We start from the raw sequence: 15,391 nt of genomic DNA, 5'->3' as shown, positions 1-15,391 counted from the left end.
ATAAATATTGTTTCGTTCAAACTTTAAAATAATATTTATGGTAATTCCAAAAAATAAAACCCCTTGATTTTATAGAAAATTAAAATTTCTAATCTCGATGTACGTCTTGCTGTTTTGTAATTAACTGATATTACAGATACATAGCAATAATATCCTTTCTAAAAACGAAAAAAGGCATATTAACTAAGTGTAAAGTGAATATTAAGAGCATATTTTTTAATAAAAGTGTCCCGCTTTTGTCTCACCCAAAATCCCAGATGCACATGCGATTTTATCTAGGTTTGTCCCAGTTATGATTAGCAATAACACATTGATTCATAAAAGTTCAATTTGAAAAAAACTATAACACATGAAGGACAGTAAACTTTCTATAGATATGATCATATTAGTTACCATGCTGCTATGTATTTGTATTCTGGGTGTTGATATATATACGTATTATCTAGATGATTTTACCAAACACGGAATATCATCTAAATATCTGAATAATCTTATTTATAAGCTATATAAAGAAGCTCCTATTTTCGAACACTCTTTTTTTAATCGAAGCATTGTTCTTTCTATTTTTTCTTTTGCTTCTTTTGGGTTTCATGTGAAAAAAAAACCAGAAGGAGATGCACAGCATATGCATTATTACATAACACTAATCATAGGTGCTCTCCTATTTATTCTAAGTGCTGAATTTCCTATTTCTTTAATTCCACACCTGATTGTAACGACTGTATCTCTAGTCGGATTTATCTGGGCCTTATTTATGATCCGAAGACATTTTAATTATTTCGGAAGTAAAGACGAGTTTAATGATGAAAACCTCGTTTTTAAACAGGAAAAAGGAGTAATGAATAATAAATATTCGGTGAATTTTAAAACCGATAACGGATATATTAATGTAGTTAATCCTTTTAGAGCTACAATGGTACTTGGTACACCAGGTTCTGGTAAGTCTTATTCGGTAATAGAAGAGTATATAAGACAACATATTAAGAAGCAGTTCTCTATGTTGGTTTATGATTTTAAATTCCCATCACTAGCCAAAGAGACCTATGCCTTCTATGAATACTACAAAAATCAATTTAACATTGAACCCACGTTTAACGTAATCTCACTTGATGACATTGAGAAATCTTGTTTTGTAAATCCTATCAGTCCGGATCTCATACGTAAAGCTGCAGATGCAATAGAAGCTTCCCAAACGGTACTTTATAACTTAAATAAGGAATGGATAACTAAAAAGGATTTTTTTGCTCAATCTGCAATCTCTTATTTCGCTTCCTGCATCTATTTCCTAAAGATTTATGAAAATGGAAAATACTGCACACTACCACATGCAATAACTTTGGCATCTTGTTCAGACGAAAAAGTATTTAGAATTCTTGGTTCTTATCCAGAACTAAAGTTTTTTATGACCCCTTTTGCGGATGCTTTAGAAAAACAAGCTTATGAACAATTGTCTGGCCAAACTGCTTCTGCCAGAATTCCCCTATCACAGCTTGCAACAAAAGAACTTTTTTGGGTAATGGGAAACAATATATATCCAGAAATTAATGTATCTCTAAGTATAAATGACCCCGAAAAACCTTCGATTTTGGTACTGGCAAATTCACCTTCCACTCAAACTACTAATTCACCTGCTTTAGGTCTTATTGCAACACAATTACTGAAAGAGATTAATACTCAGAAACGTCAACCTTGTTCTGTCATTATTGATGAGTTACCTACCATGTATTTTATGGGATTAGATAATCTAATCGCTACCGCGAGATCTAATAAAATTTCTACTACCATTGGTATGCAGGATCTAGAGCAATTAAAAAGAGATTATGGGAATGAAGTAGCCGCAACGATATTCAACATTGTCGGTAACATTTTCAGTGGATCTGTAAGAAGTGAAACTGCCTCTAAACTACAGGAGATTTTTGGTAAAAAGAAACAAAAACTGAAGAATGTAAATGTAGATACGAGCAGTACTTCATATACCATTAATGAAAATCTAGAATACGCAATCCCAGTCGCTACTATTTCGCAACTATCACAAGGAGAATTCGTAGGTGTTGTAGCGGATAATTTTGGTGAAGAAATTACCCGAAAAATATTTAGAGGAAAAATAAAAGTTGATAATCGCCAAGACCAAGTTAAAAAAACAATTCCAAGAACCATTGGAGAAGACAATGATATTGAAAAATTACTTGATGGCAATTTTAATCGAATTGTAGCCGAGATAGACAATCTAATTGATGAAGAATTATCAAAATTTAGTGAAACACAAACGGAACAGTCTGATAATAGCAACCTAAATGATCTTATTAAGGAAGAAATGAATTCCTAAAACCATTTAAACATCACACCTTCAATCATCTCTCATGAACATCAAACTCACCTATACACTACTCGCGGTATTTGCTTTTGGATTTTTATGCAAGGCTCAAGAAATCCAGAAAAAAACAACCAAAATATCTGTCAAAAATATCCCAACCTATTTTCCTTTAAAAAAGAAAGATTTCAGAAGAGTATCTTCTCCTTTTGGTTACAGAAAACATCCAATTCACTTAGAAACCAAAATGCATTCTGGAATTGATTTAGTTGCACCAAAAGGAACTGCAGTATTAGCCACTGCTGCAGGGATTGTAGAAAACTCTTGCTTTAAAAAAGGATACGGAAACTGTATTACGATACATCATTTATCATCTGTAAAAACTGTGTACGCTCATTTATGGATAAATCTGGCCAAAAAAGGAGATATCGTATCCCAAGGACAAGTTATTGGATTTGTAGGAGATACCGGAATGACGACTGGACCTCATCTACACTATGAGATACATATCAACAATCAAAAAATTGATCCGGTATCCATATGGAAATATATCCTAAAAAATCAAACTAAAGACAAAGTATAAAACCTATCAACTTTCACACAAAACATTTTATAAACCATGGACAAAAAAAAGAAAACTATTGTTGCTATTGTTGGAGTAGGTTGCATAGTACTCTTAACAGTGTTATTGAAAATAATCATCTTCCCCTCTGATCAAGTACAAAAAAGAAAAAATCAATTATCGATTAGTACTCCCAAAGTAGATGAGCAAAAAATAAAACCTAAATCAAAAATAGAAGAGTACGAAAGAGAGTCTTTTGACAACATAGAAAGAAGTGATGTGGTTAAAGGATTAGGGGATGTTGCCAAAGAACATGAAGAGCATATTATCGATGAATCTTTGATCATTGGAGACGAAGCTGAAACTGGTGAAAATTTACCCGAAATTTTAAAGAATACAAGAAGAAAACAATCTAGAAACGGAAATAAGTCTATCCCTTCATTTCGTCCAGAACCTGTTAATGATGAAATACAACAACTCATGGAGCTACAAGAGCAGTTAATGGCACAGTCCATGGAGCAGGCTTCACCTAATGGAAATTATACAGATATAGAAGACATTCAAAAATTAATGGAAACCTATAGCGAAATTACTCAGGCTTCGCAACAACGTCAAACCGGTATAGGAGGGCTTGCTGTTAATCAACTAACACCCGAAAAAATAACAGAAATAAGTACAAATGTTACTGAAAAAATCGCTGGGCAAATTCAATCTAAATTCAAACAACAAAATTATTTCCATGGCGCTGGATCAGGTTCCAACAAGGATGAAGTTTTAGGACTTATCCCTGCTGAGACTGTCGATCAAGGAATTCTTGTTCAAGGAAGTACAATCGCAATCAGAACAAAAAAAGAAGTCCGTCTTACGAATCCAGCAGTTTTAATTCCTAAAGGTGCGATCGTATATGGTAGAATATCCTTTGGTACAAATCGCTTATTAATTGATATCAATAGCTATAAGGACAGAGATCAGCTTTATATCCTAGATTTTAGTCTTTTTGACTTCGATGGGGTTGAAGGAATTCATCTTGGGAATCGTACATGGCCTAAAATGCCTGGACAAGTTGCTAAAGATGTCTATAATTATGCCTATCAAAAAGGAACTCAAGCAGCTACTTTCGGCAATAATGATTCTGGAGTAAATCTAGATGAAGCCAAAGATATTGCCATACTCTCTGCTACTAAAGAAGCTGGTAAAGAAGTCTTTGACAAACGAAGAGTTTTTATGCCGAAGAAATATCATTTATGGTTTAATATAAACACCAAATAAGATGAATAATGAATCTTTACATAAGGTTTTCCCTATTTACGCAGTAGAAAATGACTTGATCATTTCAAAAAATGGGGATATCACAGTAGGTTACAAACTACAACTACCACAAATTTATTCATTAGATAAAGAGAGTATTAACCGAATCAATCAGTTATTTGACAAAATCATTCGTTCTCTTCCAGAGAATACCATTATTCAAAAACAAGATTATTTTTTCGTTGATAAAATAAAAGAAGCAGTAACCCAAGGAGATCAAATGCTTTCTAGAAGTGATAACAAATTCTTTTATGAGAAACCTACTCTTAGTCATGAATGCTATTTATTTATTACCAAGGATTCTAAGAATAAAATTAGCCTAACAAGTAATACAAAATTGTATCAAAAATATATGGATGAGGTTAACGACTTTCTAAAAGTTGTAAATACAAGCATTTCATTTTTGGCAAAAGAAGAGTTTTTTGAAGTGAATTCTCTGGATTCTGAAACAATCATAAACATACTTGGAAAGTATATTTCATTATCTGCCGAAGGACAGCAATCATTAAAAGATTTGTTTTTTGACAAACGCTTACAAGTTGGCGAAAAAATCGCTGAAATGTACGCTATTACTTCCTACAATCAATTACCCTTATCTATAGAAACCACCAAAAAAAATATAGATTTCTCTACACAGAGAACCGATTTTCAGATTCCATTTATACAACCTGTTTGTCTCGGTCTGGAATGCAATCATATTTATAATCAGGTAATCTTTATTGATAATTCCGAAAAGGTATTTTCAAAACTTAAAACAAAACTAAATCAGTTTAAAAGTTTAGCCATTTTATCCAAAGAAAATGAGGTTACCTATGATCAGATTGATCAATTGGTGAATAATGTAATTGAAAAGGAATTGCGTTTTGTGTACCAGCACTTTAATATCATTTTATGGGATACCGAAGAGGATAAGTTAGAAAACCATAAAAATCAACTAGAGAATGCATTTAAAGAACTATCCATTACCCCTTATCAAATAAAGCATTCTTTAAAAGATCTTTTTATGGCTAATGTTCCTGGAGCCTGTGCTACAATTCCCGAGATATACAAGTTTATTGGTATCTCCGAACAAACACCAGTCTTCCTCAATTTTGAAAGTTATTATCAGGGTAATAAGGACGGAATACTACTCACTGATCGCAAAAATGGAGCTCCTGTGCGATTAGATCTATGGATAGAACCTGTAAAAAGAGGATTAATTGTAAATAGAAATCGTTTAATCTTTGGTCCATCTGGTACGGGTAAATCATTTTTGATCAATCATATTGCTAGTCAGTATTATGAGCAAGGACATCATATTGTAATGATTGATATTGGTAATTCTTATAAAAAACTGTGCAATTTGGTAAAAGGACAATATTACGCTTACGATCCAGATGTACCTTTGGAATTCAACCCATTTCATTTTAATCATATTGATGAAGTTAATAACGACAAAAAGATATTCTTAACCTCACTTATCATCTTTTTATGGAAGGGTGAAGATCCTTTTAGAAGAGAAGAAAAACAAGTAATCGGTTTATATCTCGACGCGTATTATGAGACATTTAAGCATGAAGACGATACTTATCCTTGCATGGCTTCATTCTATGAGTTTGTGGATAAAAATGAAGTAATGGATAATGAGGAAAAGTATTTTGATAAAATAAGTTTTCAACTCTCCTTACGAGATTTCTACGATGGGAAATATCATAGAATACTCAACTCCGAAACTCCTATCGATCTGGTACAAGAACGATTTATTGTTTTTGAAATGGACAATATCAAAGATCATCCTGTATTATTCCCATTAGTAACTATGCTATGTATTGATGTAGTTATGAGTAAAATTAGAAAAATTCCTGAAGCAAAAAAATCCATTTTCATTGATGAATGTTGGAAACCCATTTCTAAAGGAGAAATGGCTCAGTTTATCAAATATTTGTACAAAACTGTACGGAAATTTTATGGGGAAGTAGCTATTGCGACTCAGGATGTAGAGGATATTCTGGATACACCTGCAGGACCAGCAATGATCAACAATACAGATACGATGATTCTTTTATCACATAAAAAGAAAATGGCTACTAAAGATAAGTTTGCTCAATATCTTTCATTTAGTGAATCAGATTTAGAGAAACTGTTTTCCACAGATAAACGAGAAGTTTTCATAAAAGTTGGAAGTGTTTCTAATGTATATAAAGTGAGTGTATCACCAGAGCGATACGCCTGTTATTCTTCGAATGCAGATGAAAACAAGATCATTTTTGATACCTATCATAATCAAAAAAACATGGAACTAGCATTAACTGAATTTGTAGAGACACTTTAAAACAAACATCAATGAAAAAACAAATCACTTTCATAGTCGGCTTGACCTTACTGACTTGCAACACTATATACTGTCAAAAAAATTTAGTCCCATTATATGAACAAGATACGCTAGAAGTATCGGATATAAAGACTACCCATCTTTTGTTTGACCAAAAAATTAAATACCTAGATGTTGGATCTCCTTATTTCGTGGCAGATACCACACAACAAATGATTAGGCTAAAACATATAGGAGAAGAATTAGTAGATGTAAGAAGTCAAATATCCAACCTAACGGTAATTACTAAAGATGGGGGCTACTATTCTATAGTACTAGGATTTAATAGGTTTTCTAATAATCTAACTTATAAAGTAAAAAGAACTAAAGCCTATGTAGATGTAGTAAAAAAAGAAGCCAACAAGGATAAAGAAGAATCTGCTATTTTCGAATCTATATGCAAACAACTGGATCGCCATAGCAACAACAAACTACGCATTAAAAACGGAAAGTCTGGTGATATCAGGATTCGTGTTACAGGAATTTTTTATATCAAAGAAAAAATCGGATTACGTCTTGAACTAAAAAATGAATCTCCTATAGACTTTGATATCGACCATTTTTTGTTTCGAACCAAGTTACGTAAACGATTTACCAAAGACTATTTATACCAGGAACGTGTCATACAGCCAATTAATATCTGTACAGATGATTTTGAAATCATTGGCGAAGGTCAAAAAAAAGTAACCTTATTATTTGACAAATTCATGCTCAACGAAAAGGAAAAACTATCTGTTGACATTTTTGAAGAGAATGGAGGAAGATCAGCAACGCTGAACATTTCCAGAGAAGAACTATTAAAACCTAAAGTAATTTAATAATGAAAAAGCTAATCATATCTATAATGGTTATATGCACTTACAATCTTAGTTCTGCACAGATACCATATTTCGATATTCCCGGTCTTATTTCCCGACACTTTGAGGCTAATAATGTTCAAAACTTACAGCGACAATCTTTAACAACCAATCTAGGTTTTGCGGCAGCGGCAGCTACAGCAGGTCTAGAGAAACCTTCGAGAGTACGATTTAATTCTGGGATCACAAGTCTGGTCTATATCAATTACTTTGAATACAACACCATGTGCAACAGTTATATAAATCCTTTTAAAAAAAGTAAATGTCAGAACAAGTATAACTATTTAAGAAATGCACATCAAAAGGTCTTATTACTAGCCACCACACCCACTTTAAATCAGGTTAATCGTGGTGTACAGGAGCAGATCACAGAAAAATACATTCATATAACGAACACCATTTTAAAAGAACTAGAAACTCTAAAAATACAAGTAGAAAAAGATAATTTTTATACACGGCTTTTGTTCGATAATCCTTAAAATTCTAATCATGAAAATAATTTATCAATTATGTATCCTCGTACTTTTTAGTATTCAGGTTGGGTATGGTCAATTTATTCACCTTCATACCCATATTAATAATAACGATGCACAAACCAGAGCAAAATTATCACGCTTGATTACTATTCTAGGGATTAGAAATACCACATTAACTGCTGTTAACAGCCAATTATCAAGAGCTTTAGTAAGCCATCAAACTCAACTTAATTTACAATACCGACGAAACCCCCTTTTCGACAAACGGAATGAATTTATTGCTAGTTCTTTGGGAACATCATTACTAAATCTAGGAACTTCGGAGATAGCGAATAGTTCTCTACCATATATGACCAAAGAAAAAAGAGAATATATGAAGGAAGCAAATATGGATCTTGCTCTTTTACTTGCTCTACAATATGTAAGTACTTCAAAAATCAAATCCTCCAAAAGACAAGAAATTTATCGCCTACGTAGTAAACTTCTCAGAGAATTTTCTAAAAATGGAAGAGATGCCAGACAATCGCTTTTCCTATCTGCAGCAGGAATCTCAGTTCTTAACTATGAAGAGTTTTTAGAATTATATAAATACTTAAAACTTATTCAAATTACCATGTAAGGTAAGTAAATAAGCTTAACGAATAAAAATAGTTTTAGATGAAATCCTATTTATGATGAACATACTTATTTCTAAAAACAACTAACAATGAAAACTAAAAAATGGTTAACAATTTTATTCATTCTATGCTCAGTTGTATTAAATGCACAAAGCTTTCCTTTTCTTACTGATCCAGGATCATTAACTGGCTCTGGTGTATCTACAGGACTATATTCTGGTTCAACAACCGCAGAGAGAAATACACTTAGAAGGGTATCGGGATTTAATGTAGACTACGGAAAACGACTGACCTATCTTGTTACTTCTGCTGTGATCTCTAATAAAATAAGAGATGAAATTTCTGTTTCTTTTAATAGGTACTATGATTTAAAACGCAGAAATGAGTCATTATCTTTTTTTAACTATTCCAAGAGAAAGGAAAATCAAAAAATGCTAAAATTCATTGAAAAAATGCTTAATAACACACAAAAAGCATTGCTAGCTCAAAGTAGTATTAATGTTATTTATGGAGAAAAGCTCAATCTATTTCAAAATACAATGAAGTCTTTAACAGAAATACATAGATCCATGGATATTGTGGAAGACAATATTGATCGCAGTAAACTCCTTCATAATTTTTTCAACTAAAAAATGCAACCTAATAGATCAAGAATACTCATGAAACTCATACTAACTTGTATTACCTTTTTACTCATGCTCAATTTGGCAAATGCACAAATAACAATAAGTTGGACAGTACCTGGATGGTCTCCAGATTTATTATCACAGTCCTCCTATAACCGCATTAATTTAATTAACGGAACATTAAATACTCAAGAGTTAGCAAGAGCTGGTAGTACAAGAATATTTACTGCTCCTATAAACGATCAATTAACAGAGTTAACTAGTTATAATCCAGCTTTTGGGATTCAATTGGTATCGCTTAAAAACTTTATCAGCGGATCTACTTTTAGCAGTGTAACTGGATATAATAGCTACGGGTATATAAAGAAAAAATACCCTTTGAACCCTGCCTTCGGCAATGATACTTTTAAGAATGGTGTCATTCAACTAAGATTTAAGCGTAAACTAGAATCCGAGAGTCAAAAACTTAGCGACTACCTTAATCCTATAAATCCTATCCCAGAAGGTGAACGTGTATTACTAATACTTACCGCATTAGAAAATGTAATCAATCTAACACTAGAAAATGAAACCTATTAAACTTGTTATAGTTTTACTACTATCTAACTACTGGATGCTGGCACAAACACATTCAGAGAGTATTGCTGATGCTTTTGTTGCCGGTCAAAAAGCTACCATTAACGCAATGCTCGGTTATGAACTATCCCAAAGAAACCTGCAAACTGCTCTTTTAAAAGGGTTAGAAGAAACAGAAGAAAGCTATAATTCAAAAAGAACATTTTCTGCTTCAAATATTGGAGCTAATTCATTGATCATTTATGCCGCACAAAAAGAAATCCAATTTCTAGAACAAAAGATAAGAGATATACGTGCAAATATTAGAATTCTAAAAGTAACTTCTTTTCTATTTGGCTCAGGTTTATCTAGATACGAAAATGAATTAAAAAAAGAAGAGAATTACCTAATGAAAATAAAAAATGAAAATAGCATTATAGCCAGCGGTGTATTTATAAGTGGAGGAACAGGACATGTATATACTTCGTATCTAAAACTATTGACAAGGATATCCCCTATTAAAAACAACATACTTAGGATAAATAAAGAAATAAAAGCTAAAATGACAGTAACCAGAATACTAGCTAGATAATTTAAACACAAAAACTATATCATGGATATTTTTGAATTTTTAGACACAATAAACTTCTATATTTTTGGAGGTGATTCTAATATTACAGGAGTCAAAGTTTTCGTAGAAACTTTGATGCCATATAGCTACGCGTTGGCAGCAGTTATCATGATAATTTTGGTATCTTCCAAGGTTTTTACATATTTCATGAACCCAGCAGGGAACATGGATCCTTATATCTTAGTAAAACCAGTGCTAATACTTGTTGCACTGGTTTTATATCAGCCATTGGTAGAATTACTACTATTTGAACCTTCTAGACTAATTACACAAATAACAGAAACCGCGGCACTTTCCGCAACAGGATATGGCAACTGGGGTCTTTTTGAAAGAGCCATGCAGCGTACTCTAATTGGTGTTTTAAACGTTGCCACAGGAAATGCAGATATCCCAAGTATATATGACATACTTCAAGTATCCACACTGTTAGAAATGATACACTTTCTTGTACAAATAGTTGCTCTAGTAGTAGTAGGATATCTCATGATACGACAACTGCTATTAAAAGCTGTATACTTTATTATTGGTGTATTAGTATTACCTCTTTCTCTAGTCCCAGCCAATTTTGAAATTCTTAAAAAATGGTTTTTCGGATTTCTTTCGGTACTGTTGTGGGTTCCTATTTTGAGAATATTTCAGACTATTATAACCTTAATAAGTCAAGCTCCCTTAGAGGGATTTGCACAACCGTTATATTCTCTGGTGCTACAAATCGTTATGATTATGTTCATTCTACAAGTACCAAAATATGCAAACTTTTTAGTTGGTGGTTCTGGTGACGGTGATACTAATGGATATCTTTTTGCGGCTGCCAGAGAAATGTACTACAGTAAGTTCGCTAGAGGAACATCTTCTTCCAGAGAAAATAATAGACGAAACGGAAAATAAGTAACAATGGAATATAAAACACCCAAAGTATTAGAGAAAAAACCTGTAATAGCAGGCTTTGATCTAGTAACAATTGTAGTGATTGCGGTATGCTCTATACTCTTTTTATTCACTGTATTTGTTTCATTTCTACTATCGATTGTATTTATCGGAATCGCAGTTGTATTTGTAAAAATTCAAAAAAAATATCCTCAAAAAGGTCAGTTAAGCACCTTATTAAAATATAATTCCAGTATTAAATGTGTACGAATTGAACAGCCCTTAAGATCTCTTTTAAAAACAAAATAAACTCTTTAACTAAATATATAATCACTAAATCAAATTTTAAAACAATGAAAACAATCAAGTTAAATCTAGTACAACAACATCTAAATAAATTGAATGTTAAATCCCTAAAATCAAAAATTAAAATCCCCAAATTAATATGCACAATTCTTTTAATGTTATTGTATATGGCACCAGTTTTTGGACAGAGTGTAGAAGAAAAGATTGGTGAATGGAGTACTTCTATAAGAGCTATCTTAAATGCTGCTGTTGGGATTTTTTCTATCGGAGGAGGATTTCTAATATTTATTCAATATATGCAAGGAAATGAACAAGCTCAGAAAAACTTTGTTCGATTCATCATGGGGTTAGCCATCTTTGGGCTAGTAGCACTAATAGCCAATATCTTTTTACCAGATGCGGCAGACTTAGAAATACAAGACTAATACGGTTAACACCTAATATATCCTAATCAATTAAACTATATAAAGGGTTATTCGGTATTACTTAGAAAATAATTTGCAGCAAATACCAAGCAAATCTTATTCTATCGTATATTCTTGAATTGCTTTTTTCCCCACTAAAGTATCGCAAGTAATATCAATTCATATCTGGATAACCCTTAACGTTTGTAAATAACTAATAGCACAAATTAATACTAATGGACTTAAAATCATTAAAGAATATTCCGGCAAGTTTTGCTTTAGCAAAAAGAGCACTATTATACTGTTTAATTATAAGTACGCTAATTTCTATCGGAAGTCTTGTCTGGGCCTTTGTTACAACGAACAATATTAAAAACACCGCTTTCGTATTGACAAAAGATGGTCAGGCCGCTATGATGCAAGGAATCTCATTAAATGAAGTGGATGAATTCAGAAAACCAGAAATCATAAATCATATAAAAATGTTTCATGAGTCTTTCTGGGAAATAGACCAATTTAATTACAAAAGACGAATTGATAGAGCCTTATACTTGTCTGGAAGATCAGGTAAGCAATTATTTAAAACATTACAAGCTAATGGTCATCTTGCCAAATTGGTAACAGAAAACCTAACTCAAAAAATAGATATAGACTCTATAAAAGTAAATGATAAGGTAACTCCTTATAAAGCAAAATTCTATGGTAAACTTAGAGTATCCAGAACTGATCAAAAAGTAGAATCTGTGAATGAGTTTAGAGCAAATTTCGTGCTTCATAATGTGGCCAGAACTAATGAAAATCCTCATGGTTTATTAATAGAAAACTATCTTTTAAAATCTAAACCTATTAGTATTCCTAAGTAAAAGATTTAACTATGGAAGTAGAAAATAACATCTGGAAAGGTACACCATCACAGTGGATGAACTTTATGTTTTACATATGCTGTGTTATTTTAATTGTGGTATTTGGGTTAGGATTAATCCTTGCCTTATGGAAGTTTCTAGATACGAAATATAATAAAGTAACAATAACAGATCAGCGAATTATTGAAAAACGAGGGATTCTTTCTATATCAACAAACCAATTAGAACTCTATAGAGTAAAAGACATTAGACTGGAACAACCGCTCATTCTGAGAATATTTGGACTATCTAATATCATTTTAACCACTTCTGATAGTACCGATCCCTTGTATATTTTAAAAGGAATAGAAGAAGGCAATAAATTAACCGAAAAAATAAGGATAGCAGTAGATCGCAGAAGGGATGTTAAAGGAGTTAAAGAATTAGATTTTCATTAAACCTATAAACGTAGTAACAATATGAAAACTATTACAGCTATCATCATAGAACAAAACACTCAAGAAGCGCAAGAATTAAAATGTTTCATAGAAAAACAGTGTCCTGATATTTCAATTAGATGTATAAGTAATAATCCAAAAGAAACTAAAAGGATTATCAACAATACATTTTATGATATCATCATTTTAGGGCTTCAAACAGGTATTGATTATGCATTTGAAATTTTAGAAGAACTTCCATATGCTATCCATGAAAAAGAATTACTTTTAATTACCACGAAACAAGAACGAACGCTAAAGGTAATAGCAGATACCTCTATTAACTTTATAACCCGACCTATTGATTCTAAAAATATTGTCGATGCTATAGAGAAAGTAAAACAAAACCTACTGACTCAAAAGGATTTCCCTAACATTCCGCCTAATAATATTTCTATACCAAAACCTCTTAATTTATTGGCTATTCCTTCCTCCAATGATATCAAACTATTAAAAATAAGTGACATTCTATATTTAGAATCGGAAGGCCGTTATACAACTTTTCATGCTTCTAAAAACAAAACAGTCGTTTCTAGTACGAATATTGGAGAATATCAAAAAAAACTAGTGAACAATAACTTTTTCAGAATACATAACTCATTTTTAGTTAACATGGATAACATAGTTAATGTTCAAAAAAAAGATGGGGTTTATGTAGAAATGAATAATAGAGATATGATTCCTGTAGCAAAAAGAAAAAAAGAATCACTCTTTCAATTTTTAGGAATAAAATAAACAACAAAATACATTGCTTCAATATGGAATCTACCATTTATTACAGGAAGCTGCTCAATTATTAACTTACCTTAGTAAAGGATTACTGATACCTATATATTTATAACTCCTTTCAAATAAAAAAGCCATACTCTAACCTAAACTAATATCATCTATTATGGAAGCAACACTTAAAGATCAACTTAAAGAATTATCAAAATCCACTACTCCAATATCTACATTAGAAACAGCCATTGACGCATTAAAAATGCAATTAAAAGTGGTTCGTATATCAAAGCAGTACAAAATAGACATAAGAGGAATTACAAAAAACAGTATCTAGAAAAGTATAATCTCTACAAAACAATCCGCCAAAAATATGTAGACAGATATAATAGTTTAGCGCAAGAACGTCGTCAAAAATTAGAAAATACAGAAAAACGTGACCTTAGAAAAAAATAAAAAATTCTTATCAGAAACAAATAGATAAAAATCTTGGCTTCATAGAAATATATAATCGTGCCATTAAAGATTACGAAAAAAGGTTAGACAGTTTAGAGAATTTCGATAAATATTATAAGGTATCAAAAACATCCATTCGTCGGGAATGGTTAAAATATAAGTTTGCGATCTTACGATTAAGAAATATTATTCGCTTAAAAAAGATAAAAGCAGCCCTTTATCTTACCAACAATACTAGAAGCATAGGGAAATCAAATAAAAGCAATTCACAACAGCATAGCTTAAACTCTGGATTCATCAATGGTCTGACTAAGGCTCCCTCAAGGTCTTTTACAAACAGAAATACAGAAGGTAAAAATGTAACATCATCTTCTAGAAATAAAACTAATAAAAGAAGTAGTTTTGGGCTAAGCTAATTATTAAATATAAAAAGGCTTTACACTTTTCAAACAAAGAATCTGCTTACGACAGCCTAAATTGTATAAGAGAACATAGGACTATTGCAGAACTTTTATTGGAATCTCTTATATGATTTTATCTTGATAATTTGGGTTTATGTATTTCCCTTTTTGTTTTTGTGATCAGATTTTGCTGCTGAACTATACTTCCTTTATGAACAATCTTTTGATCATAAAAAGGTAAGCTTTTTAACAGTTCTATATAATGATCCAGTCTTTTCTTATTTAATAGGTCTTCCGAATTTTGTGGTTTTAATATACTATCAATTTTATTATACTTTTTATTTCTTTTTTTCTTTCTCCTAATTCTTTCTTTGGTTAATGAAATTTCTTTCAATATCGCTTGAATCAACCTTTTTATAATATCATTTTTATAAATCATCAAAGAGAGTTTTTATTCGGAAAATTAAATCCTGCTTTGACACAAGATATATATAAGGACCATTTGATTCTAAGCACTAAGTAATAGCCGACAGCATTTGTGTAATATGTGGACGATACTAATTGTAGAAAACAACTTTTATATAGCTAATCTTTCTGGCATTAAT

General features: G+C 31.7%; 18 protein-coding genes. 17 read left to right on the top strand and 1 reads right to left on the bottom strand.

Translation table 11 applies throughout. The annotated features are described in order from the left end of the window. Window positions 1-349 precede the first annotated feature (349 nt). From ABD077_RS06040 to ABD077_RS05960, 17 genes are all read left to right on the top strand, one after another. Window positions 350-2,326, top strand: a complete 1,977-nt coding sequence (locus ABD077_RS06040; protein ID WP_343911461.1) for a TraM recognition domain-containing protein — start codon at window positions 350-352, stop codon at window positions 2,324-2,326. Window positions 2,327-2,360: 34 nt separating this feature from the next. Next, window positions 2,361-2,894 (top strand): M23 family metallopeptidase, encoded by a 534-nt coding sequence (locus ABD077_RS06035; RefSeq protein ID WP_343911460.1) that lies wholly within the window; start codon window positions 2,361-2,363, stop codon window positions 2,892-2,894. Between the two features lie 36 nt (window positions 2,895-2,930). Further along, a complete protein-coding gene (gene traM / locus ABD077_RS06030) occupies window positions 2,931-4,142 on the top strand; it encodes a conjugative transposon protein TraM (RefSeq protein ID WP_343911459.1) in 1,212 nt (403 codons plus the stop codon). Window position 4,143: 1 nt separating this feature from the next. Continuing rightward, complete coding sequence (locus ABD077_RS06025) at window positions 4,144-6,492, top strand: TraG family conjugative transposon ATPase (RefSeq protein ID WP_343911457.1); 2,349 nt, start codon at window positions 4,144-4,146, stop codon at window positions 6,490-6,492. Window positions 6,493-6,503: 11 nt separating this feature from the next. Beyond that, the gene (locus ABD077_RS06020) at window positions 6,504-7,349 is read left to right on the top strand and encodes a DUF4138 domain-containing protein (protein ID WP_343911455.1); all 846 of its coding nucleotides are present in this window, start codon (window positions 6,504-6,506) and stop codon (window positions 7,347-7,349) included. A gap of 2 nt (window positions 7,350-7,351) precedes the next feature. Beyond that, window positions 7,352-7,867: a hypothetical protein gene (locus ABD077_RS06015; protein WP_343911453.1), complete on the top strand. Its 516-nt coding sequence runs from the start codon at window positions 7,352-7,354 to the stop codon at window positions 7,865-7,867. A gap of 10 nt (window positions 7,868-7,877) precedes the next feature. Next, on the top strand, window positions 7,878-8,483 hold the full coding sequence (locus tag ABD077_RS06010) for a hypothetical protein (protein WP_343911451.1): 606 nt from the start codon (window positions 7,878-7,880) through the stop codon (window positions 8,481-8,483). Between the two features lie 87 nt (window positions 8,484-8,570). Then, on the top strand, window positions 8,571-9,110 hold the full coding sequence (locus ABD077_RS06005; protein ID WP_343911449.1) for a hypothetical protein: 540 nt from the start codon (window positions 8,571-8,573) through the stop codon (window positions 9,108-9,110). A gap of 30 nt (window positions 9,111-9,140) precedes the next feature. Then, window positions 9,141-9,686, top strand: coding sequence for a hypothetical protein (locus tag ABD077_RS06000; RefSeq protein WP_343911447.1), 546 nt, complete (start codon window positions 9,141-9,143; stop codon window positions 9,684-9,686). After that, entirely contained in the window at window positions 9,673-10,254 is a 582-nt protein-coding gene (locus ABD077_RS05995; protein WP_343911445.1) for a hypothetical protein, read from the top strand. Before ABD077_RS06000 ends, ABD077_RS05995 begins: the two co-directional genes overlap by 14 nt. 21 nt (window positions 10,255-10,275) lie before the next feature. After that, a complete protein-coding gene (locus ABD077_RS05990; protein WP_343911443.1) occupies window positions 10,276-11,181 on the top strand; it encodes a hypothetical protein in 906 nt (301 codons plus the stop codon). 6 nt (window positions 11,182-11,187) lie between these two features. Continuing rightward, the gene (locus ABD077_RS05985) at window positions 11,188-11,469 is read left to right on the top strand and encodes a hypothetical protein (RefSeq protein WP_343911441.1); all 282 of its coding nucleotides are present in this window, start codon (window positions 11,188-11,190) and stop codon (window positions 11,467-11,469) included. A 44-nt stretch (window positions 11,470-11,513) separates the two neighbouring features. Continuing rightward, entirely contained in the window at window positions 11,514-11,891 is a 378-nt protein-coding gene (locus tag ABD077_RS05980; RefSeq protein ID WP_343911439.1) for a hypothetical protein, read from the top strand. A 215-nt stretch (window positions 11,892-12,106) separates the two neighbouring features. Continuing rightward, window positions 12,107-12,733, top strand: a complete 627-nt coding sequence (locus ABD077_RS05975) for a hypothetical protein (protein WP_343911437.1) — start codon at window positions 12,107-12,109, stop codon at window positions 12,731-12,733. 11 nt (window positions 12,734-12,744) lie between these two features. Further along, window positions 12,745-13,170: a PH domain-containing protein gene (locus ABD077_RS05970; protein ID WP_343911435.1), complete on the top strand. Its 426-nt coding sequence runs from the start codon at window positions 12,745-12,747 to the stop codon at window positions 13,168-13,170. A gap of 21 nt (window positions 13,171-13,191) precedes the next feature. After that, window positions 13,192-13,944 carry a LytR/AlgR family response regulator transcription factor gene (locus tag ABD077_RS05965; RefSeq protein ID WP_343911433.1) on the top strand — a complete coding sequence of 251 codons (753 nt, stop codon included), beginning with the start codon at window positions 13,192-13,194 and terminating at the stop codon, window positions 13,942-13,944. A 157-nt stretch (window positions 13,945-14,101) separates the two neighbouring features. Further along, window positions 14,102-14,266 carry a hypothetical protein gene (locus ABD077_RS05960; protein WP_343911431.1) on the top strand — a complete coding sequence of 55 codons (165 nt, stop codon included), beginning with the start codon at window positions 14,102-14,104 and terminating at the stop codon, window positions 14,264-14,266. A 653-nt stretch (window positions 14,267-14,919) separates the two neighbouring features. On the opposite strand, the gene ABD077_RS05955 is transcribed toward ABD077_RS05960, so the two are convergent. Continuing rightward, the gene (locus ABD077_RS05955) at window positions 14,920-15,225 is read right to left on the bottom strand and encodes a hypothetical protein (protein WP_343911429.1); all 306 of its coding nucleotides are present in this window, start codon (window positions 15,223-15,225) and stop codon (window positions 14,920-14,922) included. Window positions 15,226-15,391: the final 166 nt, after the last annotated feature.

This window comes from Aquimarina litoralis (assembly GCF_039523995.1).
Taxonomy (GTDB): Bacteria; Bacteroidota; Bacteroidia; order Flavobacteriales; family Flavobacteriaceae; genus Aquimarina; species Aquimarina litoralis.
This window is presented reverse-complemented; position numbering and strand designations above follow the sequence as displayed.

Excerpts from the sequence above, each read along its gene's own strand:
- ABD077_RS05995 (WP_343911445.1), top strand. The coding sequence starts at position 9,673 with ATGAAACCTATTAAACTTGTTATAGTTTTACTACTATCTAACTACTGG.
- ABD077_RS05985 (WP_343911441.1), top strand. The coding sequence starts at position 11,188 with ATGGAATATAAAACACCCAAAGTATTAGAGAAAAAACCTGTAATAGCA.
- ABD077_RS06015 (WP_343911453.1), top strand. The coding sequence starts at position 7,352 with ATGAAAAAGCTAATCATATCTATAATGGTTATATGCACTTACAATCTT.
- ABD077_RS06000 (WP_343911447.1), top strand. The coding sequence starts at position 9,141 with ATGAAACTCATACTAACTTGTATTACCTTTTTACTCATGCTCAATTTG.
- ABD077_RS06035 (WP_343911460.1), top strand. The coding sequence starts at position 2,361 with ATGAACATCAAACTCACCTATACACTACTCGCGGTATTTGCTTTTGGA.
- ABD077_RS05990 (WP_343911443.1), top strand. The coding sequence starts at position 10,276 with ATGGATATTTTTGAATTTTTAGACACAATAAACTTCTATATTTTTGGA.
- ABD077_RS05955 (WP_343911429.1), bottom strand. The coding sequence starts at position 15,225 with ATGATTTATAAAAATGATATTATAAAAAGGTTGATTCAAGCGATATTG.
- ABD077_RS05970 (WP_343911435.1), top strand. The coding sequence starts at position 12,745 with ATGGAAGTAGAAAATAACATCTGGAAAGGTACACCATCACAGTGGATG.
- traM (WP_343911459.1), top strand. The coding sequence starts at position 2,931 with ATGGACAAAAAAAAGAAAACTATTGTTGCTATTGTTGGAGTAGGTTGC.
- ABD077_RS06010 (WP_343911451.1), top strand. The coding sequence starts at position 7,878 with ATGAAAATAATTTATCAATTATGTATCCTCGTACTTTTTAGTATTCAG.
- ABD077_RS06020 (WP_343911455.1), top strand. The coding sequence starts at position 6,504 with ATGAAAAAACAAATCACTTTCATAGTCGGCTTGACCTTACTGACTTGC.
- ABD077_RS05975 (WP_343911437.1), top strand. The coding sequence starts at position 12,107 with ATGGACTTAAAATCATTAAAGAATATTCCGGCAAGTTTTGCTTTAGCA.
- ABD077_RS06040 (WP_343911461.1), top strand. The coding sequence starts at position 350 with ATGAAGGACAGTAAACTTTCTATAGATATGATCATATTAGTTACCATG.
- ABD077_RS05960 (WP_343911431.1), top strand. The coding sequence starts at position 14,102 with ATGGAAGCAACACTTAAAGATCAACTTAAAGAATTATCAAAATCCACT.
- ABD077_RS06025 (WP_343911457.1), top strand. The coding sequence starts at position 4,144 with ATGAATAATGAATCTTTACATAAGGTTTTCCCTATTTACGCAGTAGAA.
- ABD077_RS05965 (WP_343911433.1), top strand. The coding sequence starts at position 13,192 with ATGAAAACTATTACAGCTATCATCATAGAACAAAACACTCAAGAAGCG.
- ABD077_RS06005 (WP_343911449.1), top strand. The coding sequence starts at position 8,571 with ATGAAAACTAAAAAATGGTTAACAATTTTATTCATTCTATGCTCAGTT.
- ABD077_RS05980 (WP_343911439.1), top strand. The coding sequence starts at position 11,514 with ATGAAAACAATCAAGTTAAATCTAGTACAACAACATCTAAATAAATTG.